The sequence below is a fragment of the Maricaulis maris genome (genome assembly GCF_049116555.1).
GTDB classification, from domain to species: domain Bacteria; phylum Pseudomonadota; class Alphaproteobacteria; order Caulobacterales; family Maricaulaceae; genus Maricaulis; species Maricaulis maris_C.
This window is the reverse complement of the sequence record NZ_JAGDYT010000006.1, coordinates 513,801-537,513: the sequence shown is the minus strand read 5'-3', so window position 1 is coordinate 537,513 and position 23,713 is coordinate 513,801. Positions and strand designations below refer to the sequence as shown.

Below are 23,713 nucleotides of genomic sequence, written 5' to 3'. Positions count from 1 at the left end.
GGTGGGAGGAGCGATCAGCCGGTCAGGGGATAGAGGGCAAGCATCGCAAGGGTCGCTCCAACCGCGCCAGCCGTCAGGATGGCGCGCAGCTGGCCATACCAGGCGGGCAGATCACCGCGCCGACTGGCAGCCAGGTCCCAGCGCCAATGGGTGATGAGGGCAACCAGGATCAGCGCGAAGGCGATCAGTGGCAGGCCCGCCCAGATCAAAAGCGCTGCCGCCAGGCCGGCCAGACTCGGCACGATCGACAGGACGAAGGTCGGGTTGTCGAGTGCCTGGTGCTTGTCCGGAGCCAGTGCCCGCCCCCATCGAACGCCGCCGAGAAAACCGAGAATGATCGCGGCATAGATAACGAAGATGGCAGCTTCAGCGGCGGCGGACCGGTCGGTAACAAGGGCATGTGCCGTCGACAGCACAGGAAGCCAGAACGGTATCCAGCCGGTCAGGCCAAGCCAGAGGGGAATCGGGGGGAGGGAAGCGTGTCTGTCCATACGCCCAATCTAGGCGCGCGGTCGCCGGCGAAAAGGCCTAGCGGCGATTGAAGGCCAGATTGGCGATATAGCCGGCCAGCATCGCCAGCAGCACGCAGAACAGGCCGTACAGGATGGGCAGGTCGTGAGCGAATTCGAAGAAGAAGCGCTCGATACCGGCCTTTTCGACGCGAAGGCTGGCGGACCGGCTGGCGATCGGGCGACCATCGCGGAAGAGATAGACTTCGGCGACGTAATCGCCGACCGGGGTGAGCGGTGGCAAGGCAATTGTGGCCCGGAACAAGCCTCCGTCCAGGATTTCGACACCGCGTTGAGCCTCGGCAAAAACATTGTCGCGGCGTCCGTCCCGGGCGATTGCATCAAGATACTCGCTCACCCGGTCCTGGCGGATCATCGCGGGCGGTTCGTCCAGGCCCGCTCCATCGGGCCGGTCGCTCGGTCGGGCATCAGGGGCTGCGCCGTCGACGGCCGTTGAGGCGCCCAGAAGCCAGCTTGGCTCCATGGCTGTGGCATTGGCCTCCAGCATGGCCTGCAGCCCGATGCCGCTGCGCTCGAGTTCCTCCGGGCCTGCTATGGTTTCCAGCGGCAGCGATGTCGCGATGGCGTAATAGCTCGGCACATCATCGAATTCGAGCGGCGCCGAATTGACCCATATGCCGAAGCTGCGGGCCTTCTGCATCACCCGCAAATCCCGCCCCGGACCCCGCAGCACGACAACGATCTCGTCCTGGATTGTGAGGCCGCGCGTCGCCCCGTAGAGGACCAGTTCGGCCCCATCGAAATCCTCTCGGATCTCGACCGTTTCCTGGGTCAGGGCGGCGACGATGCCAGGGGCCTCGGTCGCGATCTGAGGCTGGCCCTGCAGACCGAGCGCGAGGAGAAGGGCGGCGATCATCTCAGAATCCCTCCCCGGCGCCGCGTGGCAGGATGACGAAAAGCTCAGACGGCGTGACCACCAGGTCCCAGCCCATTTTCAGGCAGACGGCCAGGACAAGGGCGGCCAGCAGGGCGCGCAATTCCTCGGCCTTCACATTCCGGCCGGCGCGGGCGCCGAACTGGGCGCCGATCACCCCGCCTACCGTCAGGAGGAGGGCCAGCAGGATGTCCACGGTCTGGTTCTGGGCGGCTTGCAGGAAGGTGGTCAGGGCCGTGACGAAGAGGATCTGGAAGAGCGAGGTTCCGACCACGACATTGGTCGGCATGCGCAGCAAGTAGATCATGGCCGGTACCATGATGAAGCCGCCCGCCACCCCCATGATGGCGACCAATGTGCCGACAAAGAATCCGATGGCGACCGGCGGGATGACCGAGATGTAGAGCCCCGATGCCGGGAAGCGCATCTTGTAGGGCATGCGGTCGATCCAGCCGCGCTTGCGCAGCGGACGCTTGCCGGCGGACTTGTCAGGATTGGCAGCGCGGATGATGGAGCGCACGCTCTCGACCATCATCAAACCTCCGACAACACCGAGAAAGCCCACATAACTCAGAGAGATGATCAGATCGATCTGGCCCATGCCCCGAAGCAGGGCGAATAATTGTACGCCGGCGATCGAGCCGGCGGAGCCGCCGATCAGCAACAGGACCCCCATCTTGAGATCTAGGGTTTTACGTTTCCAGTGCGGGAAGACGCCCGAAGCCGAAGAGGCCACGATCTGATTGGCGCCGGTCGACACGGCGACGGCTGGCGGTACACCGATGAAGATCAGGAGCGGGGTCATCAGGAAGCCGCCACCGACCCCGAACATGCCCGACAGAAAACCGACGCCCAGACCCAGTCCGAGCAATAGGAAGATGTTGACTGAGATTTCTGCGATCGGGAGGTAGATCTGCACCGCGGATCAACCCGCCGCGGCGCGCTCGAGCCGTTCAACGAGAACGGGGTCGACACGTCCGGTGCGGGGCAGGCCCTGATCGGCCTCGAATGACATGATGGCATCGCGCGTGCGATCGCCGATTTGGCCGTCCAGCGGGCCGGGGCCGTAGCCGAGAACTGAAAGGAAGCCCTGGGCCCGGCGAACCATCACCATGTCCGTGGTGGCCACGCGCTCCCAGGGCAGGTCGGGATAAATGCCGTTGGCCTCACCATCGAGCGGTCGCGGCGTGAATCCGGCGGCGGTTGCGCGCGCGGCCTGAAGGGCCTCCGGCTCGATCATCTCGGCCAGTGTGGACGCGCGTTCGGAAGCTGTCGGGTCGCTGTCGCTGGCGGCAATCGTGAACCAGGCATAGGCGTCCGGCAGGCTCAGCGGAACACCGTCGCCGGTCTCGTAGAGCAGCGCCAGATTGAACTGGGAATCGCGCAGACCGAGCAAGGCCGCCTCCTGGAACCAGCGTGCCGCAGTATCCATGTTCTGCCCGGCACCGGTACCATAGTAGTACATCACACCGAGATTGTGCATGGCTCGGCGGTGACCCGCATTCGCGGCGCGTTCTGTCCAGCGGCGGGCGTCTTCGAGATTGATCTCGACGCCCTCGCCGGTCTCCAGAAGCTTGCCATAGCGGTATTGAGCGGCCGGAATGCCCTGTTCGGCGGCGCGGCGCAGCAGGATGGCCGCGGTTTGCGCGTCTCCATTGTCCAACGCACGGATGCCCAGCTGGTAGCGGGCGACGGGATTTCCATCGGCGGCCGCGCTTTCCAGCGTCACGCGGCCGGGACCGTTAGCCGGGGTTTCAGCCGGGGTCTCTACCGGGGTGCGGACGGGGACCGGAGTCGGCTCAACTGCCGCAGTCGCGGGCAGGCTGGTTCCGGTTGCGTCTGCGACCTGGTTGGCGGGCGGGCGAGCCGGATCACTCGCTGCCGCGGACGGGCGGGCGTCGTCAGAAACCGGGTCCGCGTTCTGCTGAACGGGCGTTTCGCGTGCGGGGCCGGGCGTGGTTTCGGCCGCGGCAAGCTGGGTTGGGTCAGCCGAGGTGCCGGGTGTTTGTTCGGAGCCGGAGAGGTCGGCTTCGACCTGGGCAATGAAGCTGCGTTCGGCCTCGGCCTCTGCAGCCACGCGTTCCCCATCTCCCTGCCAGGCTTCCCAGATCAGGAGGGCACCAGCGCCGGACAGCATGACCAGTGCGACAACAGGCAGGGTGTAGAGCAGGGTACGGCCAAATTTGGACTGCGGCGCCCGGCGCTCGCCGCCTTCAGGTGATTGGCCCGGCACGCCGGCGCGCGTGCGTTCACGGGCAGCGGCGAGGAAATCGGCATCGGCGGTGGCGCCCATGCGCTGCGGCTGGGCCGGTCGGGCCGGCGGCTGGACGGGCCCGCGTGCCTGAGGGGCAGGCCCGGGTGTGGGCTGCGCGGGTGCGGGCGTCGGGGCGGCGGCTGCGGCGGTTTCGCGCAGAACCGGGGCGGCCGCGGGTGCCGCGGGCTTGGTTGCAAGCGGCGCAGCCGGAGGCGCCGGGCTTGCCTGAGCGGCCTCGGCCAGGAATGGGTCATCGCCATCGATATCGAAGCCGCCCGCAGGTGTTTCAGCCTGCGGCGGCGGCGCGAGCGGGGTGTCAAAATCGATCTCGATCTCGTCACTATCAGCGGTGATCTGCCTTTCGGCGGCGGTGTCCGATGGCTCGGACTCGGCAGGCTTGCCGCGCGTCTCAATCGCTTCCAGCCGGTCGGCGAGGGCTGACATGGCACGCTGGACCGGCGACAGGGCCTGCTCGGTCTCGGCACGCACCGCGCTCATGCGATCCTTCACGCCTGACATGGCGTCCTCGATGCGCTGGGCCGTGCGTTCCTCGGACTGGCGCAGACGATCTTCCAGATTGTCGTCACGGCCGGATTGCTCCAGCCGGTCCATCACCTGGCCCATGCGATCGGTTGCGGTTTCCACCAGGGCGGCGGAGCGCTCCTCGGACTTCACAATGCGATCGCCGAGGGCGCGGCCAAGGCGAGTGACCTCCTCGCCCATGCGCTTCATGGAGTCCTTTTGTTCTTGGCGGACCTCATCCAGGCGACGATCAAGTTTCTGTTCCGACTGGCTTTCGCGCATTGCATTTGCTGAGCGGCGTTCGCTTTCAGTCAGGCGGTGATCAATCGCGACGGCGAGTTTCGTAATCTCGTCGCCAAGCCGGGACATGTTGTCGCCCTGGCGACGTTCGGCCCGGTCAATCCGGTCCAGCGCCTTGGCCAGTGTGTCCTCGAGCCGGTCCACGCGCGGCTCCGAGGTCGCCTTGTTGAGGGCCTGGCTGACCTGGCCACGGGTCTCGGCAATACTCCGCGCGACATCATCGGTGAGGCGTTCGAAACGCCGTTCCAGATCGACCGTGTCGGATGAATTGCGGGTTTCCAGTTGGCGCAGACGGTCGTCCAGGCGCGAGAAGGACGTCTCCAGAAGGCGGGCGGCGTCATTGGTGACCCGCTCGGAGCCTTCGATCCGCGCCTTGAGCATCTCGGTCGAGGTGTGCAGGCCGTTCAGGGTCTCGGCGGCCCGGTCTTCGCGCTTCTTGGTCAGGTCGGCAAAGTCTGTGGCCCGGTTTTCCAGGCGGGCGAGGCGGTCTTCCAGGGTCTCGGCGAGATGCTTGGTGTCGGCATCGACTGCGTGCACGCGAGCCGCGGTGTCATTCTCGTGTTCATAGAGGCGGCGGGCCAGCTTCATGATGGTGGTCTCGACCGCCTTCACCGTATCCGGTGATGCGCCGTTACCCGTACCGGACTCCAGGGAACGCACGCGATCGCCAAGCTCATCCTGGCTTTTCTGAACGCGGCTCAGACTGTCGCGTGCCGCATTCAGCTCGCCACTGGTGCGCTCGCCGGTCTTGGTGATCTTCTCGGCCAGCTGGGTCAGCGCCTTGTCGATGCCGCCCAGCGTGCGGGCGGACATCTGCTCGGAATTGTCGATCCGGTCGGACAGGCGGTTGACCATCGCGCGCAGCAGCTTGTCTTCGTCCTCGGTGAGGGATTGCTGGCCACCAAAACCCGGAAAGGCCTCCAGGGCGTCGTCCCAGTGAGCGGAGGCGGTGTCATTGTCCTCGAGGATGACGCGATTGAGCCATTCGCCGAGGGTCATGCCCTCCTTGCGCGCAGCCGTCTTGGCTCTCGCCCGGGCGCGGGGATCAATCCCCTTAACGCTCCATGGACCACCCAAAGACGACATGTGATTCGCACTCCCAGCCAAACCTGCGGAAGGCTATTCCGCAGTTAATATAGTGTAAACCGAGGGTGGAGACCCAATATGTAGTGTTTCCACACCAATTCTCAGATTGACGCGCAAAGCCGCGAAATCCTGAGTCTGAACAAGGCTCTGACTCGGTTAATGGTGGGTAAAATGTGTGGATAAGTCGGTGGTTCGACTCAGTTTTCGGCCGGGCCAACCCGAACATGCCCAGAGCCGGGGGACGTCACTCCGGCAGGTCGGCCCCATCCGTATCGGATTCGTCGTCCCCGGCGTCCTGCGCGGTCTCCGGTACATTCACGAAAAAGCCCGGTGCAAGCGCTTGTAACTGATCACTCATGGCGACAGCTTCGCGCGATGGCGGCAGGCTGCGGGAGGCTGGCAGGGACCGGGCGATATCGAAGAGCAGCCAGGCTGTCTCGACATCGCTCTGGCTGGCGGCGAAGCGGCCCGCATGCCAGAAGGCCAGCGGCGCGTAGGGATCCGCGATCGCCGCACTGGCAAACAGGGTTTGCAGATTGAGCTCCGGAAAGGCATCCGGCTGGGTGCTGCGCAGGGCGGCCAGGGCCTGGGCTGCCAGCAGATTGGCGGCGGCGCCTTCAAGACCGTCGCGATGCAAGTGATCTTTCAAGACATTGAGCGCCGCTGCGCGGTCGCTTTGCATGCGACTGATACCGCTCATCAGGGATTCGAAACCGGCATTGCCAATGCCCGACGCTGTCACCTGGCTCATCCGGCTGCAAACGCGGGAGGTGGAATCGGCGCGGCACGGGCCCTGGTGGTGGGAGATTTGATAGAGAGCGAGATAGGCGCCCGCCGGATCAGCACGGCGCTGGGCGGCCTCGGCGGCAGCGAGGAAGCCGGCTTCATCCGGGGCGGCCGATGGTTGGGCGGCGGCATCAAGTCCGGCCTGCAACAGGCGGCGCACGGCCGGGTCTTCGATCTGATAGCTGTCAGCGCGTGCGGGCATCAGCCCTTCGGGCCAGGGAAAGGCGGCTTCGCCGTCATGCTCGCTCAGGCGGGTCCAGGTTTCGCGACGCCCGTCCGGGCTGGACGGAGAGAAGACCAGGAAGCTGAATTCCTCCGGAATCCCGGTCTCGGCATTGAGCGTCGCCAGGGCGTCGGGATGGATCGGCACGCCATGCTGGAGCCAGCCCCGAAACAGGGCGGCGGCTCGGCCCGCGCCCAACCCGTCATCGCGATGGCTCAGGACCGGCGAGCCCTCGGCGCTGCGGCGGACCTCGGTGATTGCGTCCTCGGTGATCGTCGAGACCAGTTCGGCCTCGCCCAGACGTACACCCATCGCGGCCTCGATCCAGAAGCGATCAAAGGATGTGCCGCCCGGACCGGTGACTTCTGCCAGGGTGCCGCCCTCCGTGTAGTAGGCGAAGGTATTCATTTGCCGGTGCACATGGGAGACGAAGGGCTCGTTGCGCATCACCGGTCCGTCGAGGGCCGGAACGCGGGTCAGGGTGCGGCTGGTGACAAAGTCCTGGATGACGCGTTCGGCCTCACCGGTCTCGGTGACATAACCATCGCCAATGACAATTTCCCGCTGTTCCTCGCCAAGAGCCGTGCCTTCCAGCGCCGTGCGCGTGATTTGCCAGCGCGTCCGCAGGACCACATCGTCACGATTGCCGCGCAGGGCGAGATAGGAATCTCGGTCCAGATGCGGACCGATCACCGTATAGGTTTCTTCCGACAGGTCTGGGGTGGTCTGGTCAGGCGCCCGGTCGGGTGTCGGCTCCGGTTGCGCGAGAATGGAGAAGCCGGGATCCGGCTGTCCGGCCTGCGTCATCGCATGGGCGGGCAGGCCGGGCAGGGCCAGAACAAGGGCGGGCAGAACAAGGGATCGCAACATGAGCCGGACTTTGCCGCGCCCGCGGTGACAATGAAAGGGGCAAAACCGGTGCCGGGGCTTCTCACGGCAAATTCCGTCTTGTCATATATCTGACGTTGACGTTCGCGTAACTTTGTGAACACCATTCAACCCATGATCAAGCCTGTCGCCCCCGATACCGAATTCACCATTCGCGAACTCGCCATGGAGTTCGACATCACCCCGCGCACGCTTCGCTTTTACGAGCAGAAGGGGATGATCCATCCGTTGCGCCGTGGCGCAGCCCGGGTCTATTCCGCTGAAGACCGCGCCCGCATCGAGTTGATCCTGCGGGGCAAGCGGGTCGGTTTCGCGCTCGATGAAATCAAGGAAATCCTCGACCTGCAGGCGATCGACCGAGGTGGCCGCGAGCGCCTCGAGCCGGCGATAAAGCGCTTCGAACACCGGATCACTGTGCTGCAGCAGCAGCGCGAGGACGTCGAGCGCGCCCTGGCTGAGCTTACCGCCGGCCTCGACTGGATGCGCGAGCGTCTGGAAGACCGGACGCCGCCGGACGACGTCCGTCGGAGGGCCCGGGCTTTCGAGGCCCTGGCCAGTGCCCGTCTGGAAGACTGGAGCGGCCTGTCCCCGGGGTGATCCCCGGCGGCCGCACCGACCACAAATTCACAACCCCACAATCCACACCCCGCTCCCCGGAGACCCATCATGACCACCCCGTATCGCGCCCCGGTTCGTGACCAGCGTTTTGTCCTGCATGACGTGCTCAATATCACCCAGTATGGCGATCTGCCCGGCTTCGCTGACGCCGATGCCGACACGGTTGACGCGATCCTCGAAGAGGGCGCGAAATTTTGTGAGGGCGTGCTCGCCCCGATCTCCAAGATCGGTGATGAGGAAGGGTGCACGCGTGACGCGGACGGCAATGTGAAAACGCCGACCGGCTGGAAGGATGCCTTCAAGCAGATGTCGGAAGGCGGCTGGACGGCCCTTTCCTCGGATCCGGAATATGGCGGCCAGGGTCTGCCGCACGTGCTCAATCTCGCCTTCAACGAGATGGTGTCCTCGGCCAATATGGCGTTCGGCATGTATCCGGGCCTGACCCTGGGGGCCGCCGCCGCTCTGGCGACAGGCGGGTCGGACGCGCAAAAAGCGCTCTACCTGCCCAAGATGATCTCCTGCCAGTGGGGCGGGACGATGAATTTGACCGAGCCGCATTGCGGCACGGATCTCGGCCTTTTGCGCACCAAGGCTGTGCCGCAGGCTGACGGTTCCTACAAGATCACCGGCCAGAAAATCTGGATCTCGTCTGGCGAACACGACATGGCGGAGAATATCATCCACCTGGTCCTCGCGCGCATTGAAGGCGCGCCGGAAGGCGTGAAGGGTATCTCTCTCTTCGTGGTGCCGAAATTCATTCCCGATGCGGATGGCAATCCCGGGACACGCAACACGGCCAAGTGTGGCGGCCTGGAACACAAGATGGGTATCCACGGCAACGCCACTTGCGTCATGGACTATGACGAGGCCACAGGCTGGCTCGTCGGCGAGGAAAACAAGGGTCTCAAAATCATGTTCATCATGATGAATGAGGCCCGCCTGGGTGTCGGCCTGCAGGGCTATGCCCTCGCCGAGGCCGCCTATCAGCAATCGCTCGGATTCGCGAAGGACCGCCTGCAGGGCCGTTCCCTGACCGGACCGAAGAACCAGGACGGCCCGGCCGATCCGATCATCGTGCATCCGGATGTGCGGCGCATGCTGATGGACCAGAAGTCCTTCGTCGAAGCCGCGCGTTGTTTTGCCCTGTGGACCGCCCTGCAGGGTGATCTCGAGGAGAAGGCGTCCGACCCGACCATGCGCGAGAAGGCGGGCGACTACATGGCGCTGCTGACCCCGATCGTGAAGGGTTATCTAACCGGCAAGGGCTATGACATGGTCTCTTCCGGCCTGCAGATTCATGGCGGGTCGGGCTTCACCGAGGAGTGGGGCGCGTCCCAGCTGCTGCGCGATGCCCGCATCACCCTGATCTATGAAGGCACGAACGGGATCCAGGCGCTCGACCTGGTCGGCCGCAAGCTGGCAATGAATGGCATGCGCCCGATCACCAGCTTCTTTGCCGAGCTCGACGCTTTCGTGGCCGAAGGCGGCAATGACGAGACACAGCCCTTCGTCAATGCGGTTGGCGAGACCAAGGGCAAGCTCAAACAGGCCACCGACTGGCTGATGAATAACGCGCTCAATAATTTCGACCATGCCGGGGCCGGCAGCCACGACTATCTCAGCCTCTTCGGCCTGACCTGCCTGACTTACATGTGGGCGAAAATGGCCAAGGTTGCCTCGGCCAAGATCGCTGCCGGCGAGACGGACCCGATTTATGCCGCCAAGCTGAAGACCGGCCAGTATTTCCTCGACCGTTGGGTCCCGGAAGCGGCCATGCACCTGGCCAAGGTCGAGGCCGGCGCCGACTCCATGATGGCGCTGGAAGCGGAGGCCTTCTAGGCGCAAGCTGACGTGATTACCGGCGGGACCGGTCCGGCAAGAGAGACCGGCCCGCCACACTATTCCGGTTGATAAGGGGCGACGATCGACAAGCGGTCAGGCCCGTCACAGAACGAACCGTCTGGGGAGGACGTTTCATGTTTCAGGATCCACTCAATGTGCCGCGTCCGGACTTTCTCGAGCGCGAGGATGTCCGGATGTTCGAGGATTCGGTGCGCGGCTTCATGGCACGGGAATGCGTGCCCAATGCCGAACGCTGGGAAGATCAGGGCATGGTCGATCGCGAGATCTGGACCAAGGCTGGCAAGGCCGGGATTCTCTGCCCGTCCGTGCCCGAGGAATATGGTGGCGCCGGTGGTGATTGGGGCCATGAATACGTTTTCCACACAGCGGGCGCCGAGATCGGCGCTGGCGGCTGGGGTGTCGGTCTGCACAATTCCATCATCGCCCCCTATGTCACCCATTACGGGTCGGAAGAGCAGAAGAAGTCCGTCCTGCCGCGCATGATTTCCGGCGAGCTGATCGGCGCCATCGCCATGTCCGAACCGGGTACCGGCTCGGACCTGCAGAGCGTCAAGACGACGGCGGTCAAGGATGGCAATGGCTATCGCATCAACGGCCAGAAGACCTTCATCACCAATGGCGGCTCGGCCAATTTCATCATCGTCGTGGCCAAGACCGATCCGGAAAAGGGTTATGACGGTGTCTCTCTCCTGATGGTCGAGACCGACAAGGTCGAGGGCTTCCGCCGCGGTCGCCTCTTGGACAAGGTCGGAATGAAGGCCCAGGACACGGCCGAGCTCTTCTTCGAGGATGTCTGGGTGCCGGCCGATGCCCTGCTGGGCACCGAAGAAGGCCAGGGCTTCATTCAGCTGATGCAACAATTGCCGCAGGAGCGCCTGCAGATCGCCGTCCAGGGTGTCGGCGCCATGAAGCGCGCCCTGCACGAGACGATCAATTACACCAAGGAACGCGAAGCTTTCGGCCGGTCGATCCTGAAATTCCAGAACACCCAGTTCAAGCTCGCCGAGTGCAAGACCAAGGCGACCCTGGCCGAGGTTTTCACCCATCATTGTTCGGAGCGCCTGATGAAAGGCGAGCTCGACGCCGCCACCGCCTCGATGGCCAAATACTGGGTCTCCGAAGCCCAGAACGAGGTCATGGACGAATGCGTCCAGCTGCATGGTGGCTATGGATACATGCGCGAATACCCGATCGCGAAGATGTGGACCGACAGCCGCGTCCAGCGCATCTATGGTGGCACCAACGAAATCATGAAGCTGCTGATCGCGAGGACGCTTTAGGCATGAGTGAAGGGGATGACAGCGAGCTTCCTGCAGAGACGAATTTGGGACCGATACTTGCGTTTGTCACTTTTGGAGGAATCGCATTGGCCCAAACCTTCGGCGCGTTGGTTGGTGCCGCATTTCTCCCTGAGAGCCTGATCGCACATGGCCCATTGCTTTTTGCCAGCGTGATCGTCGGAGTTGTGGGCTTTGCCCTCGGTTGGAGCCGGTGGGCGCTGACCATTGTTGCCGCGATCATTTTTGCAAATTTGCGCTTGGTTGATACGGAAGTGGTTGGTCTTGGATGGCTAGTCCAAAGTGCCATCATGATCAGTATGCTCGCATTGGGTATTCTTTTGGCAATCGCATTCCCCAAGTGGAGGTCGATCTGATGCTGGGTGTTCTCGCCAAGACCCGTTTCCTCACCGCTCAGCCCGGCTGTCTCGGCCTTGGCGGCGAGGGCGAACGGGCAGAACAGTTCATCGCCCGCACGTGGACCGACAGCCGCGTCCAGCGCATCTATGGCGGGACGAACGAGATCATGAAGCTGCTGATCGCGAGGACGCTCTAGGGATGAGTGAGGCGGCACGGACCAACCCCGATCGCGCGATCTGGTGGCTCGCTTTCGTGAGCGGCTGGACCGTGCCGTTTTTGGCCTTCAGTGTCGTATCCTCGTTCGCGAGTGCATTCGCCAGATTTGCTTGGGAGCCCGTATACGTCCTCCTGTATCCAGAGTTTCAAGTGTTGATGGGCGTGCTGGCGATGGGGCTTCTGGGGTGGATGCTTGGCCGCGCAAACTTGTCCTCCGCAGTTCTCCTCGGAGTGGTAGCCTCCTTCGCCGTCCCTTTTCTTTTTTGGTTGGTGGGAGCGTTGGGCTCGGTCATGGCCGAGGTCACTCTCCCGGACCCAATCGGGCAAGCGCGTCGTGGTGCCGATTTCGGTTATGTTGGTGCCGCGTGGGTTCCGACTGCCGGGCTCGCCATCGCAACAGGTTCCGCGTTCTGGCTTGGATCCATTGCACGCAGGAGGCTGGGCCGATGATCATTCGCATGCGTGCGGGACGCGCCTCTAGCAGTCTGCCGAATTGGAGATCGATATAATGTTGACCCTATTCGCCACGACCCTCCTCCTCACCGCTCAGCCCGGCTGTATCGGCTATGGCGGCGAGGGCACGCTGGAGGAGCAGTTCGACGCTTGCCTCGCCGGGACATGGGGCGAGGAGGGGTGCACGCAGGGGCAGAGCTATGCCTCGACCGGTTTCAGCCGCGCCCAGGGTGAGGCCTGCACCATCTCCTATCTCATCCGGGACCCGCACACCGGCGGTTTCCGCCTGACCTGGGAATGCCACGACCCGGCAAGCGGCGCTCAGACCGACCGCCAGACCGAGGTCTGGATCATCGAGAATGACACACGCATGGTCGGAGACAGTGTCGCTGGCTATCCGATCCGCGACTATCGCTGCGAGGCGGCCGACACAGATGACTGACGCCCGCGACAATGCCCTCCGCTCACTCCTCATCGCCGCCATCGCCGGCGGTGCGGGAACCGTGCTCGCGGCCCGTCTGGGCTCGGGGGTCTGGTTCGGGGCGAGTTTTGCGCTGGAGAGTTATCCGGCCTGGCTGGGGCTGGCCCTGCCGCCCGCCATCGCGACGCTGTTCGCGCTGGGGATGTCGTTTCTGCTCGGTTCGCGCCTGCGGGTGCTGGCGGCGCTGCTCGGTTACTGGATCATCGCCACCGCGCCGATCCTCATTTCCATTCCGGCCCATCTCCTGCTCGGCGGCGAGAATTCGGCCGAGTTTGCGCAATTGCGGCTGGTCTCGCTGGTGCCGATGGTGCTCACCCTGCTGGCGCCCAGCGCCGCCTTCCTTGTCGCCCTCATCTTCGTCTCCGGGAAACGCGCCTGATGTACACGCCCACACATTTCCGGATGGAAGACGAGAGCGAGATGCGGGCGGTGATGCGCTCCTATGATTTCGGTCTGCTGCTGATCCCCGGCGAGCCGGACCTGGCGGCGACGCACATCCCGTTGAAACTGGCCGATGAGCGCCTGGTCCTGATCGGCCATGTCGCCATGGCCAATCCGGCCTCGGCTGCGATCAAGGCCGGCAAGGAGGCGATGGTCGTCTTCACCGGTCCGCACGCCTATATCTCACCGACCTGGTATTCGCGGCCGCACGAGAATGTACCGACCTGGAATTATGTCGCCGTGCACGCCTTCGGCTCGCTGGTCCCGCTGCAGGGCGTCGAGGCCGAGCGGGCGCTGTCCTCGCAGATCGCCGACTTTGAAAGCGAGTGGCGCATCACCCAACTGGAAGAGAAACGCCGGGCCATGCTGGAGCTGGCCATTCAGCCCTTCGAGTTCGAAATTGACCGCCTGGAGGGCAAGGCCAAGCTCTCCCAGAACAAGCCATTGGAGGAGCGTTTGCGTATCGCTCACGCCCTCAATGAACGCGGCGAACACGCCGTTGCCTACCACATGATCGAGGACGAGGCGGAAGAGGATGACTAGTCCCGTGCCGCGTCTTCATCTGAGTATTGAGTCGATAAAGGGAACCACCCCGCCAAGGGAAAGGAAGTGACCATGACAGAAGCCTATATCTTCGACGCCACGCGCACGCCGCGCGGCAAGAAAAAGAACGGGGCGCTCAACGAGATCACCGCGCTGCAGCTGGCCACCCAGCAGCTCGCCGCGATCCGTGACCGCAACAATCTCGACACCGCCCTCGTCGATGACGTGATCATGGGTGTCGTCTCGCCGGTCGGCGAGCAGGGTGCCAATATCGCCCGCTCGGCGGTGATCAATGCCGGCTATGCCGAGACCACGGGCGGCTACCAGCTGAACCGTTTCTGTGCCTCGGGCCTGGAAGCGGTCAATGTCGCGGCGGCCAAGGTGATGTCCGGCGAGGCCGACTTTGCCATTGGCGGCGGCGTGGAAGCCATGTCGCGCGTGCCGATGGGCTCCGATGGCGGCGCCATGGGCGTCGACCCGGAAATCTCCTTCGACAATTACATCGTGCCGCAGGGCGTCTCGGCCGACCTGATCGCCACCAAGCACGGCTTCTCCCGCGATGACGTCGACGCCTATGCGATGGAAAGCCAGAAGCGCGCCGCGCGCGCCTGGGAAGAGGGCCGCTTTGCCAAGTCGGTCGTCGCCGTGAAGGACCAGCTGGGCACCACCATCCTCGCCCATGACGAGCACATGCGTCCGGGTACCGACATGCAGGGCCTCGGCTCACTGAAGTCGGCGTTCAAGGACATGTCCGATTTCGTCGGCTTTGAAGCCGTCGCCACCCAGCGCTATCCCGAGATCGAGTATCTCAACTGGGTCCATACGGGCGGCAATTCGTCGGGCATCGTGGATGGTTCGGCCATGGTCCTCGTCGGCTCGAAAGAGGCGGGCGAGCGCGCCGGTCTCAAGCCGCGGGCGCGTATCCGCTCGATGGCCTCAGTTGGCTCCGAGCCGACCATCATGCTGACGGGACCAGTCCCGGTCACTGCCAAGGCCCTGAAAAAGGCCGGCATGGAAGCGGGCGATATCGACCTGTGGGAGCTCAACGAGGCGTTTGCCGCCGTCGTGCTGCGCCTGATGCAGGCCTATGAGATCGACCACGACATCATGAATGTGAATGGTGGCTCGATCGCCATGGGTCACCCGCTGGGCGCCACCGGCGCGATGATCCTGGGCACCGTGCTCGACGAGCTGGAGCGCACGGGCAAGCAAACCGCCCTGACCACGCTCTGCGTCGGCGGCGGCATGGGCACCGCAACGATCATCGAGCGGGTTTAAGGGTCGAGCAGGAGAAAAGACGATGAAAAACTTCACACTTGAAATCGACTCTGACGGCATTGCCCTGGTCACCTTTGACAGCCCGGGCAAGTCGATGAATGTCATCTCGGCCGATGTCATGGATGACTTCGACGCGCTGACCGACACGATCATCAATGACGACGCCATCAAGGGCGTGGTCATTACGTCCGGCAAGGCAGCGTTCTGCGCCGGGGCCGACCTGTCCGAGCTGGGCGGGTCATCGCAGGCCCTGGCCAAGCTGCCGGAAGAGGAAATGAAGACGAAGCTGTTCGAGCAATGCTTCCGTCTCAACAAGACCTTCCGCGCGCTGGAAACCTGCGGCAAGCCGATCGCTGCGGCGGTCAACGGCCTCGCCCTGGGCGGCGGCTTCGAGATTGCCCTGGCCTGTCATTACCGGGTCATGCCGTCGGACAATCCCAAGGCCAAGCTCGGCCTGCCGGAAGCCATGGTCGGCGTGCTGCCGGGCGGTGGCGGTACTCAGCGCCTGCCGCGCCTGGTTGGCCTGATGAATGCCGCACCGATCTTGCTGCAAGGCAAGCAGCTCGACGCGGCTGCGGCGCAGGCCCAGGGCATTGTTGATGCCGTGGTGCCGGGTGGCGAGCTGGTGGCCAAGGCCAAGGAGCTGGTCAAGGAAGACCCCAAGGGTGCCAAGCAGCCCTGGGATGGTGACAAGTTCCGCTTCCCGGGTGGTGGCCCCTACCACCCCGCCGGTGGCCAGATGTTCGGTGCTGCCTCGCCGATGCTGCGCAAGACCAGCTACGGCAACTATCCGGCCCAGCGCTACATCCTGTCCTGCGTCTATGAAGGCAGCCAGGTGAACATGGATGCCGCCCTGCGGATCGAGAGCCGGTATTTCACCAAGCTCTTGCTGCGCCCGGAAAGCCGCAACATGATCCGCTCGATCTTCCTGTCCAAGCAGGACCTGGACAAGGGCGGACGTCGTCCGGCCGGTCAGGACAAGGGCGAGATCAAGAAGATCGCCATCATCGGCGCCGGTTTCATGGGGGCAGGCATCGCCACGGTGTCGGCCCAGGCCGGGATCGAGATTGTTCTCATCGACGCCACGCAAGAGGGCGCCGACAAGGGCAAGACGCATTGCACCGACCACTTCGCCAAGGGCGTCGCCCGCGGCAAGCTGAGCCAGGACAAGGCTGACAAGCTGGGTGCCCTGATCACACCGACCACCGACTACACCTTGATCAAGGATGTCGACCTGGTGGTCGAGGCCGTGTTCGAGAATTCCGAACTGAAGGCCAAGATCACCAAGATGGCGGAAGAGCAGATCGGCACGACCGCCGTATTCGGCTCGAACACCTCCTCCATCCCGATCACCGATTTGGCCAAGGCGTCGGACCGTCCGGACAACTTCATCGGCATCCACTTCTTCTCACCGGTCGAGAAGATGAATTTGGTCGAGATCATCATGGGCGAGAAGACGGGCGATTATGCCCTGTCGCGCACGATCGACTTTGTCACCAAGATCAAGAAGACGCCGATCGTCGTCTCCGACACGCGCGGCTTCTACGCCAATCGTTGCGTCATGCGTTATATCGGCGAGGGGATGAACCTCCTGGCCGAAGGCGTGAAGCCGGCCCTGATCGAGAATGCCGCCAAGATGGCCGGCATGCCGGTCGGTCCGCTCTCGCTGCAGGACGAGGTGGCGCTGGATCTCGGCGTGAAGCTGATCAAGCAGACCAAGGCCGATCTGGGTGACGCGCACAAGCCGTCCAAGACCGAGCCGATCCTGTTCAAGATGGTCGAGGAATACGAGCGCTTCGGTCGCAAGAACGCCAAGGGCTTCTACGACTACCCGGCCGAAAAGGGCCAGCCCAAGCGCCTGTGGCCGGAACTGGAGCAGTTTGCTCCGGGCGGTCAGTACGCGGCCGAACAGCCGAGTGCGGACGAGATCAAGGACCGCATCCTCTACGCCCAGGCGCTGGAAGCGGCGCGTTGCATGGGTGAGGACATTGTCCAGGATCCGCGCGAGGCCGATGTCGGCTCGATCCTCGGTTGGGGTTTTGCGCCCTATACCGGCGGCACGCTGTCCTACATCGACACCATCGGCGCCAAGGCCTTCGTGGCCCGCGCCAAAGAGCTGGAAGCCACCTATGGCGACCAGTTCGCGGTGCCGGACCTCCTCGTCGAAATGGCCGAGAAGGGCGAGACCTTCTACGGACGCTTCGGCGCGAAACAGCCGGTTGCGGCGGAATAGTCGCTGATCTGACCTGAACGACTGCAAGAAACCGGCGCGGCACTGTCCGCGCCGGTTTTTTCTTGTTCGGAGTGATCCGGGCACACACAATTGATCGTTGGTGCTACGGTGAGGTCTAGTGAACCGGTCATGCCTGAAAATGTGATTGACCCGGATGGCCTGGGTATCCACCGGAGAGCGGTCGTTAAGACTGGGAGTTCAAATATGCAATTGCGAGCGACTTCCAGTGGAATCGCCACCATGCTCGGATTGTTGATGCTGTGCTCGGTATTTGTCGGGTTAGGGTGGTATTTGCTGCCAGCAATTTTAAGTGACGAGCCTTCAAGATCGATATACCCGAAATGGGTATTTTTTATGTCTTACTCATTTTTCTATGGGCTTTTTGTATATTTAGTATTTTTTCTAATTGCTCTACTTTTTCCAGTTGAAGTGAATTCCAAATTTATAACGGTGCCATTTCGTTTGCTGGGCAGGCGATTGAGTGTAAGTAGCATTTCAAGAATTGAGGTGTCTCAACGTGGAGTTCGGTTCGAGGCTAGGACTCCACGAGGTGCCGTGCGGAACTACTTTTTTTCGAGGGTTTTATTCGGCGATGCGGTGACCGCAATCGCCACTGAAATTTCGTCCGCATCAGGCTTAGCGATTTCAAAGTCCGGTTCGTAGTCGAGCAGCTGATGATTAGAATGTTGTATTGAGGCGCGGCTGGGAGCCGCCGGGGTCGCCTACCGTTTTAAACCAGCTATTCTGATCGTCCCGCGCCTCCGGCGCAAACCCCACCCATAAACCGCTTGCCGAGAGATCGCCGTATCCGGTTCTTCAGGTCAAGGGCCGCAGAGCGGCCGCTTCGCGGTTTCACCCTTGAGCTGAAGAACCGGATACGGCCTGCTGGCTGACAAGCGAATTAAGGATGGCTCCGCGCGCGGCGCCCGGCTCACAGCTGACCTTTCGGCGCCGCGGCACTGTCCACGCTGGTTTCTTCCTGTCCGCATCCGGGCTAATCAGGGCGTGAAAACAGGCTGTTGAAAGTTTTCACCAGCTTTTCCACAAAAACTGGAACGTTTTCCACCAATCCTGCAAACTTGTCCACGAAATCGCATTTTCCATGCGTTGCGGAGCCGCGTCCGGCCTGTTTTACTTTGGTCATCGACAGCGACCGAAGCGGTTCGAAAGGACCGGGGATCGCCGGAGAGGATGGCCCGGAGAGGCAGGTTCGCAAGAACCGGTTTTGAACGGGCAGGCAGGAAAGACAGGCTCGCAAGAGCAGGGATTTCAGGTCAGGTTTCGAGGCAAGGGCCCGCAAGGACCGGCGCTGAAGGGCTCACCGACCCGGAGAGACTGAACCGACCGCAAGGACGGGGACCAGGCCGCCAAGATCCAGCGCTGCCTCACCGTGGTGCTGCCCCGGACGAAAGAAAGGGGAAGCCGAAGGCAAAGGTGTCAAAACCGGAACCGGACGCAACACGGCCGCCCGCCTCCTAACCTCTTGCCAGGTCAGGGACGGGCGGTTGGTGCGTTTGGGGGGCCCTGTTACTGGCGCTGGCTTGCCGCCAATCTCCCCACCGTCTTCATCGCGGCTGGCGCGAGTGCCCGCGGGCGGATCTGCGCCGGTCTCTCGCCTGAGGTCCGACGTGATTTCCCCTCACAGGGGCACATCGTATGCGGCTGGCGATGTCGGCGCCCAATTAAGATATTGATATTTATCCGTGATCCCGTCTGGAGCGAAAGCTGAACAAAATATTAATCAAATATGAGCTGCGTTAACCAAATCGATGACGACAATGCTGGGCGGTGGGCAATCCAGCCCGGCAGACGAGACAGGTATGCCATGTTTGCGCGAATTTCCCTTCGCTGGACTCTCAAGTCCTGGCCGGGTCATGCCCGGTCACTGGCACTGGTATGCTGGACCGCCGCGGTCATCATGACAGGCGTTATGGGCTGGTCCGCCTGGCGCGCCATCGACACGGCATCCCACGATGCCGACAGTATTGTCGCGCACCACGAAGCCGGCGTTGTCGCCAAGGGGCGCGATCCCTTGATCGCCCGCCGCTAGCACGTACTCGATTTCGACCCTGACCACACCCTGCGGGCCGGTGGCACTCGCCATGTTCCCTCAGGGTGAATAAGCTGGCCCGATGACGCGGTCGGGTATCCAGAATGTTGAAGTGTTTGAGGTCGGGGCAAGCCTGCCGATTCACAGACATGCCGATGCTTATGCCGCCCTCGTGCTCGACGGTAGCTACGACGAATTCAGTTTCGACGGGCGTTTCGCCTGCCGGGCGGGCGATGTCGTCCTCCACCCGCGAACACATGCCCATGGCAATGCCTTCCCGGAGAGATCGGCCCGTGTCGTCAGCATTCCGTTGCCGGCCGAGCAGGCCGACGCGCGCGGGTTCTGCGTATTCGCCGCCTCAGACCTGCAGTCGATCCTGCGCGAGTTCGGGCGTGATCCGTCGGCCGCCGGCCAGGCCCTGCTCGAGGAGTGTGGTGACCGGCCAGCCCTCGCGCCGCCGGACTGGGTGGTGGCATTTGTCAGCGATGTCCTGCGAGGTCGGAGTGTTGCCGCGAGTGCCGGTGATCTGCGCGTTTCCCCCGAGCATGCCAGTCGGACCTGCCGGGCGTGGTACGGCCTGTCGCCACTTGCTCTGCGCCGGGAGTCCCGGATCCGGGACGCGATCTCCGCGTTGCGTGACGGCGTCAGCCCGTCGCAAGCTGCCCAGATCGCCGGTTTTGCGGACCAACCTCACATGACCCGGGTCCTGCGGGCACAGACCGGTCAGACACCGGGCCGGATTGCCAAGCGATAGCATCAGATTTGTTCAAGACCGATGCCGCCGTGTTGCGATCTTATGGGCGCGCGCCTGGGGGGCGTCATCTGAAACGAGACAAGTCGAATGCGAATTATTCATGTTGCGTGTGCCGGGCTGCTGAGCCTGATGGCGCTGCCACCGGTGCTGTCACAGCCTGCCGAGCCACAAACCACAATGGAAACGGTCATGGTGACCCAATGGCGCGTCAGCCCGGCACCCGGGTTGGACGCCCTCCTGTTGCTGGGCGCCGCCGCCGGAGACGAGCTGCAAGCCGAGTACTACCCGGAGAGTATCGAATTCGTCCGCAGCAACCTTGATCCGGCGGCCCTCGCAGCACTGGATCGGGTTGGTGACCGCATGCGAAGCCGAGGCTCGCTGACGGGTCCGACCCTGGCCCTGATCTTCTCGGCAGGTCCGGTCGCCAGCCTTGAGGACATCATACGGTCCGCAGCCGATCCGGACGCGCTGCTTCGACCCGGCCTGGAGCGCTCACCGTATTGGAATGAGGATAGATACGCCGGCCTGCAATCCTTGTTGCCGGATGTGCTGATCGTGTTGGAGGGCCTGCGTACAATCGGGTTCGAACCCTGGTACGCCGCCGAGATACTGCCGGGCATACATGAAGCGGTAGAGACCAATCATGCTGCAGTGGCGTCCTATGACATCATCCCGGAACAGACGCGTCTCCTGGGCCGCGAACTGGACCCGCAGATCGAGATCCTCATCGTCCAGTTCGCCCAACCCTACGGCATACGCATCGTGGGCCAGCGATTTCTCGCCTATTCAGGCTGGCCGGGCGAAACGCAGTTGCGCATCGCGGCTCACGAGCTGTTCCACCCACCCTTCGATACAGACGATCCCGCGCTGCTGCAGCGGCTGGAGGCCCTGGAAGTCGATCCCTGGGTGCGGTCGATTGTCGAGAACCACAATCCGGCCTTCGGCTACAACTCCTTCATGGGGGTGATCAACGAGGATTCCACCCAGGCGCTGGACCAGATTGTATCTGAACGTATGGGGGTCGCCCGCGACCCGGGCATGCGGTGGCGCCACGCTGACGACGGCATGCATATGATTGCAGCGGCTCTGTATCACGCGATGCGTGAGGATGGATTTGATCAGTCAGGCGGTCGATATTCCGACTGGCTGCAATCGGCGCTGGACCGAGGTCTTCTCTCCCCGACCGAGGTTCGCCGGCGCGCCGCCATCATTGTCGGTACCGATACGGTCGATCATTGGTACGATGTGGCGGAGCGGGCCCCGGACGCCAGCGAGTGACCCCCGGCCCATGAGGATGCGGGCTGGCCGGCCGGCAAAAGCAGGCTAGGCTTCACCGGACATTGTTCGCGGAGCGCCCATGACCTACACGTTGATCGGAACGCCGGTATCTCTCTACACCGGCAAGGTGCGCGGCTATCTGCGCTGGAAGAATGTCCCCTTCACCGAACGCCTTTCGACGCGCGAGGTCTACAAGGCGGACATTCTGCCCCGCGTCGGCTGGCCGGTCATTCCGGTGGTCATCCACAATGACGGGTCCGAGCATGGCGTGACGCTACAGGACACGACCGAGATCATCGATCATGTCGAGGCCAATGCGCCAGGCCCGTCTGTCTATCCGGACACGCCGCGCCAGCGCATGGCGGCCCTGATCCTGGAGCTGTTCGGTGATGAATGGCTGGTGATTCCCGCCATGCACTATCGCTGGGCCTATAATCGCGAATTCGCGCAACAGGAATTCGGCGCTACGAGCCATCCCCATCTTTCTCCCGACGAGCAGTATGCAGCTGCCGAGAAGGCGGTCGGATTCTTCTCCGGCTCTGTTGGCGGACTTGGTGTGAACCCTGATAGCGTGGCGGCAGTCGAGGCGGCCTACGAGGACGTCCTCGCCGTCTTTGACGCGCATCTGGCCAACCAGGCCTTCCTGTTTGGCAGCCGCCCATCCATTGCCGATTATGGATGTCTCGGTCCGCTCTATGCGCATTTGCTGCGCGATCCCAAATCTGGCGAATTGATGCGACGCTTGGCACCGCGCGTCGCAGACTGGGCGGAATATACGCACGCACCGCAGCACAGTCTCACCGGAGACTTCCTGCCAGGCGACGAAATTCCCGATGGTGTGCAAGAATTGCTGCAGCGTTTTGCTGCGCAGCATTGGCCGGTCCTGAAGGCGACCAGCGAGGCGCTTGCGACCTGGGCAAAGGATCGGGCTCCGGGGTCCGAAGTGCCGCGTATACTTGGCTTTCACAAGGTGGGTATCGGGCATGGGGACACGGTCGTCACGACGGACCGGGCGATCATTCCCTATGCGCTCTGGATGCTCCAGCGGGTCACGGAGTATCGCGATGGACTCGCGGGTGGCGCCCGGCAGGCCGTCGATGAAATGCTGCGCAGCATGGGCGCAGCGGACCTGATTGATTTTCAGCTGCCGGTTCGTCTTCAGCGACGCAATTACAAGCTCGCGCTCGCGGACTGATCACAAAATTGTTGGGCGCACCGCGCTGGCCCGCGGTCTAACCTTGCCGCCGGCACGGGAGGACACTATGCGCACACTTTTCGCCCGGATCCGGGCGAGCCTGTTCATTGCCTGCACGGGGCTGGTCACAATGGCCGCCGCCGATGCGGAGATACCTTCTGACCTGCAGGCTGCCCTGCAGGCAGGCGATGCGATTGCGCTGGCCGCCAGCCTCGAGGCTGGCGCGGATCCGGATGCGCGCTCCGACGAGGGGCTGGAAGCGACCGCCCTGATGTTGGCGGCTTCCAATCCCGATCCGGCGCTTGTTCGCGTATTGCTGGAGGCGGGTGCGCAGGTTGATATCGCCGACGCGATGGGCGACCCGGCCATCAACTGGGCTGCTTATTATGGCCATGCTGCTGTGGTTGCCGAACTTTTCCAGGCTGGTGCCAATGGGGAGCAAGTCGGCCATGGCACCGTGGCAGAGATCGCGATCCGGCGCGGCCATCAGGACGTTCTGGCCCTCGCGCTGGACGCGACGTCGCAGCGTCCGGAACGCCCGGTCGCCCATGCGGCCCTGGAGGCCGCCCTGCTGGCGAATGAGCGTGAGACCTTCGCCGCATTGCTCGCGCTGGCTGAGCCGCTCGCGCTCAGGGATTGGGCCGGCCGGCCGCTCCTGCATACGGCCGCACGGGTCGGGCATGACTCGGGGGTGGATGCCTTGTTGCAGGCGGGAGTCGACATCCATGCCACCGACCAGATCGGTTTCACGGCATTGTTCGAAGCTGCGCGTGAAGGTCATGGCGCGACGGTCGACCGCCTGATCCGGGCGGGTGCTGACATCGATCATGGCGCCGGCGAAAACGGAATGGCGCTGACGGCGACACATTTGGCGGCGATAGCCGGGCATGTGGATGTCATCAGGCGTCTGGCCGAGGCCGGCGCGAACCTTGACATGCAGGGCGTCACCGGCGCGACACCGCTCTACTGGGCTGCCTTTGAGGGACAGCGTGACGCGGTCCTTGCGCTCCTGGACGCCGGTGCCGATCCCGCTATCCGCCCGGACGGCACGCCGGACTTTCACACCGTCGCCGGAATGTTGGACTGGCCCGAGGTGGCGGACCGGCTCGACCAGCGGGTCGCGGATTGAGACAGCCGCTACGGTCGGCTGGCGGAATCGGTTTGACTCCCCATATGAATGACGCGGGTTTTGCGATAAATGAGCGGAAAC

The 23,713-nt window shown here is 63.3% G+C and carries 20 protein-coding genes and 1 pseudogene; 15 read left to right on the top strand and 6 right to left on the bottom strand.

Features of this window, described 5'->3' with window-relative positions:
* Nucleotides 1–14: 14 nt before the first annotated feature.
* The 5 genes from JXQ94_RS10160 to JXQ94_RS10140 all read right to left on the bottom strand — a co-directional run bounded on the left by JXQ94_RS10160 (nucleotide 15) and on the right by JXQ94_RS10140 (nucleotide 7,445).
* On the bottom strand, nucleotides 15–491 hold the full coding sequence (locus JXQ94_RS10160) for a DUF3429 domain-containing protein (protein ID WP_421923658.1): 477 nt from the start codon (nucleotides 489–491) through the stop codon (nucleotides 15–17).
* 37 nt (nucleotides 492–528) lie between these two features.
* Nucleotides 529–1,386 carry a TIGR02186 family protein gene (locus JXQ94_RS10155; protein WP_421923657.1) on the bottom strand — a complete coding sequence of 286 codons (858 nt, stop codon included), beginning with the start codon at nucleotides 1,384–1,386 and terminating at the stop codon, nucleotides 529–531.
* A gap of 1 nt (nucleotide 1,387) precedes the next feature.
* Nucleotides 1,388–2,323, bottom strand: a complete 936-nt coding sequence (locus tag JXQ94_RS10150; protein ID WP_421923656.1) for a sulfite exporter TauE/SafE family protein — start codon at nucleotides 2,321–2,323, stop codon at nucleotides 1,388–1,390.
* Nucleotides 2,324–2,329: 6 nt separating this feature from the next.
* On the bottom strand, nucleotides 2,330–5,479 hold the full coding sequence (locus JXQ94_RS10145) for a peptidoglycan-binding protein (RefSeq protein ID WP_421923655.1): 3,150 nt from the start codon (nucleotides 5,477–5,479) through the stop codon (nucleotides 2,330–2,332).
* 331 nt (nucleotides 5,480–5,810) lie between these two features.
* Complete coding sequence (locus tag JXQ94_RS10140) at nucleotides 5,811–7,445, bottom strand: hypothetical protein (RefSeq protein WP_421923654.1); 1,635 nt, start codon at nucleotides 7,443–7,445, stop codon at nucleotides 5,811–5,813.
* 132 nt (nucleotides 7,446–7,577) lie between these two features.
* Here JXQ94_RS10140 and JXQ94_RS10135 point away from each other — a divergent pair, with 132 nt between their 5' ends.
* The 10 genes and pseudogenes from JXQ94_RS10135 to JXQ94_RS10090 all read left to right on the top strand — a co-directional run bounded on the left by JXQ94_RS10135 (nucleotide 7,578) and on the right by JXQ94_RS10090 (nucleotide 17,226).
* Nucleotides 7,578–8,060 (top strand): MerR family transcriptional regulator, encoded by a 483-nt coding sequence (locus JXQ94_RS10135; RefSeq protein ID WP_295691410.1) that lies wholly within the window; start codon nucleotides 7,578–7,580, stop codon nucleotides 8,058–8,060.
* A 69-nt stretch (nucleotides 8,061–8,129) separates the two neighbouring features.
* Nucleotides 8,130–9,920: an acyl-CoA dehydrogenase C-terminal domain-containing protein gene (locus JXQ94_RS10130; RefSeq protein WP_421923653.1), complete on the top strand. Its 1,791-nt coding sequence runs from the start codon at nucleotides 8,130–8,132 to the stop codon at nucleotides 9,918–9,920.
* A 137-nt stretch (nucleotides 9,921–10,057) separates the two neighbouring features.
* On the top strand, nucleotides 10,058–11,224 hold the full coding sequence (locus tag JXQ94_RS10125) for an acyl-CoA dehydrogenase family protein (protein WP_421923652.1): 1,167 nt from the start codon (nucleotides 10,058–10,060) through the stop codon (nucleotides 11,222–11,224).
* 2 nt (nucleotides 11,225–11,226) lie between these two features.
* On the top strand, nucleotides 11,227–11,598 hold the full coding sequence (locus JXQ94_RS10120) for a hypothetical protein (RefSeq protein WP_421923651.1): 372 nt from the start codon (nucleotides 11,227–11,229) through the stop codon (nucleotides 11,596–11,598).
* A gap of 47 nt (nucleotides 11,599–11,645) precedes the next feature.
* Nucleotides 11,646–11,777 (top strand): annotated as a pseudogene (locus JXQ94_RS10115) (acyl-CoA dehydrogenase family protein); the annotation flags it as partial.
* 528 nt (nucleotides 11,778–12,305) lie between these two features.
* Entirely contained in the window at nucleotides 12,306–12,692 is a 387-nt protein-coding gene (locus JXQ94_RS10110) for a hypothetical protein (protein WP_421923650.1), read from the top strand.
* Nucleotides 12,685–13,110 (top strand): hypothetical protein, encoded by a 426-nt coding sequence (locus JXQ94_RS10105; protein ID WP_421923648.1) that lies wholly within the window; start codon nucleotides 12,685–12,687, stop codon nucleotides 13,108–13,110. The genes JXQ94_RS10110 and JXQ94_RS10105 overlap by 8 nt, the downstream gene beginning before the upstream one ends.
* Nucleotides 13,110–13,715 (top strand): FMN-binding negative transcriptional regulator, encoded by a 606-nt coding sequence (locus tag JXQ94_RS10100; protein ID WP_421923647.1) that lies wholly within the window; start codon nucleotides 13,110–13,112, stop codon nucleotides 13,713–13,715. The genes JXQ94_RS10105 and JXQ94_RS10100 overlap by 1 nt, the downstream gene beginning before the upstream one ends.
* A gap of 72 nt (nucleotides 13,716–13,787) precedes the next feature.
* Nucleotides 13,788–14,993 carry an acetyl-CoA C-acetyltransferase gene (locus JXQ94_RS10095; RefSeq protein WP_295695186.1) on the top strand — a complete coding sequence of 402 codons (1,206 nt, stop codon included), beginning with the start codon at nucleotides 13,788–13,790 and terminating at the stop codon, nucleotides 14,991–14,993.
* A 22-nt stretch (nucleotides 14,994–15,015) separates the two neighbouring features.
* Nucleotides 15,016–17,226 carry a 3-hydroxyacyl-CoA dehydrogenase NAD-binding domain-containing protein gene (locus JXQ94_RS10090; RefSeq protein ID WP_421923645.1) on the top strand — a complete coding sequence of 737 codons (2,211 nt, stop codon included), beginning with the start codon at nucleotides 15,016–15,018 and terminating at the stop codon, nucleotides 17,224–17,226.
* 994 nt (nucleotides 17,227–18,220) lie between these two features.
* Here JXQ94_RS10090 and JXQ94_RS10085 read toward each other — a convergent pair.
* A complete protein-coding gene (locus JXQ94_RS10085; RefSeq protein ID WP_421923644.1) occupies nucleotides 18,221–18,370 on the bottom strand; it encodes a hypothetical protein in 150 nt (49 codons plus the stop codon).
* 681 nt (nucleotides 18,371–19,051) lie between these two features.
* On the opposite strand from JXQ94_RS10085, the gene JXQ94_RS10080 reads away from it, so the two are divergent.
* The 5 genes from JXQ94_RS10080 to JXQ94_RS10060 all read left to right on the top strand — a co-directional run bounded on the left by JXQ94_RS10080 (nucleotide 19,052) and on the right by JXQ94_RS10060 (nucleotide 23,632).
* Nucleotides 19,052–19,276 (top strand): hypothetical protein, encoded by a 225-nt coding sequence (locus tag JXQ94_RS10080; protein ID WP_421923643.1) that lies wholly within the window; start codon nucleotides 19,052–19,054, stop codon nucleotides 19,274–19,276.
* A gap of 82 nt (nucleotides 19,277–19,358) precedes the next feature.
* Nucleotides 19,359–20,030, top strand: a complete 672-nt coding sequence (locus tag JXQ94_RS10075) for a helix-turn-helix domain-containing protein (RefSeq protein ID WP_421923641.1) — start codon at nucleotides 19,359–19,361, stop codon at nucleotides 20,028–20,030.
* An 87-nt stretch (nucleotides 20,031–20,117) separates the two neighbouring features.
* A complete protein-coding gene (locus JXQ94_RS10070; protein WP_421923640.1) occupies nucleotides 20,118–21,308 on the top strand; it encodes a hypothetical protein in 1,191 nt (396 codons plus the stop codon).
* A 79-nt stretch (nucleotides 21,309–21,387) separates the two neighbouring features.
* Complete coding sequence (locus JXQ94_RS10065; protein ID WP_421923639.1) at nucleotides 21,388–22,503, top strand: glutathione S-transferase family protein; 1,116 nt, start codon at nucleotides 21,388–21,390, stop codon at nucleotides 22,501–22,503.
* A 67-nt stretch (nucleotides 22,504–22,570) separates the two neighbouring features.
* On the top strand, nucleotides 22,571–23,632 hold the full coding sequence (locus JXQ94_RS10060; protein WP_421923638.1) for an ankyrin repeat domain-containing protein: 1,062 nt from the start codon (nucleotides 22,571–22,573) through the stop codon (nucleotides 23,630–23,632).
* The last annotated feature ends 81 nt before the right edge of the window (nucleotides 23,633–23,713 follow it).

Coding starts and splice junctions, on each gene's coding strand:
- JXQ94_RS10135 (WP_295691410.1), top strand. CDS start 7,578: ATGATCAAGCCTGTCGCCCCCGATACCGAATTCACCATTCGCGAACTC.
- JXQ94_RS10060 (WP_421923638.1), top strand. CDS start 22,571: ATGCGCACACTTTTCGCCCGGATCCGGGCGAGCCTGTTCATTGCCTGC.
- JXQ94_RS10125 (WP_421923652.1), top strand. CDS start 10,058: ATGTTTCAGGATCCACTCAATGTGCCGCGTCCGGACTTTCTCGAGCGC.
- JXQ94_RS10080 (WP_421923643.1), top strand. CDS start 19,052: ATGTTTGCGCGAATTTCCCTTCGCTGGACTCTCAAGTCCTGGCCGGGT.
- JXQ94_RS10070 (WP_421923640.1), top strand. CDS start 20,118: ATGCGAATTATTCATGTTGCGTGTGCCGGGCTGCTGAGCCTGATGGCG.
- JXQ94_RS10145 (WP_421923655.1), bottom strand. CDS start 5,479: ATGACCCTCGGCGAATGGCTCAATCGCGTCATCCTCGAGGACAATGAC.
- JXQ94_RS10130 (WP_421923653.1), top strand. CDS start 8,130: ATGACCACCCCGTATCGCGCCCCGGTTCGTGACCAGCGTTTTGTCCTG.
- JXQ94_RS10075 (WP_421923641.1), top strand. CDS start 19,359: ATGACGCGGTCGGGTATCCAGAATGTTGAAGTGTTTGAGGTCGGGGCA.
- JXQ94_RS10105 (WP_421923648.1), top strand. CDS start 12,685: ATGACTGACGCCCGCGACAATGCCCTCCGCTCACTCCTCATCGCCGCC.
- JXQ94_RS10140 (WP_421923654.1), bottom strand. CDS start 7,445: ATGTTGCGATCCCTTGTTCTGCCCGCCCTTGTTCTGGCCCTGCCCGGC.
- JXQ94_RS10120 (WP_421923651.1), top strand. CDS start 11,227: ATGAGTGAAGGGGATGACAGCGAGCTTCCTGCAGAGACGAATTTGGGA.
- JXQ94_RS10110 (WP_421923650.1), top strand. CDS start 12,306: ATGTTGACCCTATTCGCCACGACCCTCCTCCTCACCGCTCAGCCCGGC.
- JXQ94_RS10065 (WP_421923639.1), top strand. CDS start 21,388: ATGACCTACACGTTGATCGGAACGCCGGTATCTCTCTACACCGGCAAG.
- JXQ94_RS10155 (WP_421923657.1), bottom strand. CDS start 1,386: ATGATCGCCGCCCTTCTCCTCGCGCTCGGTCTGCAGGGCCAGCCTCAG.
- JXQ94_RS10100 (WP_421923647.1), top strand. CDS start 13,110: ATGTACACGCCCACACATTTCCGGATGGAAGACGAGAGCGAGATGCGG.
- JXQ94_RS10090 (WP_421923645.1), top strand. CDS start 15,016: ATGAAAAACTTCACACTTGAAATCGACTCTGACGGCATTGCCCTGGTC.
- JXQ94_RS10085 (WP_421923644.1), bottom strand. CDS start 18,370: ATGACCAAAGTAAAACAGGCCGGACGCGGCTCCGCAACGCATGGAAAA.
- JXQ94_RS10095 (WP_295695186.1), top strand. CDS start 13,788: ATGACAGAAGCCTATATCTTCGACGCCACGCGCACGCCGCGCGGCAAG.
- JXQ94_RS10160 (WP_421923658.1), bottom strand. CDS start 491: ATGGACAGACACGCTTCCCTCCCCCCGATTCCCCTCTGGCTTGGCCTG.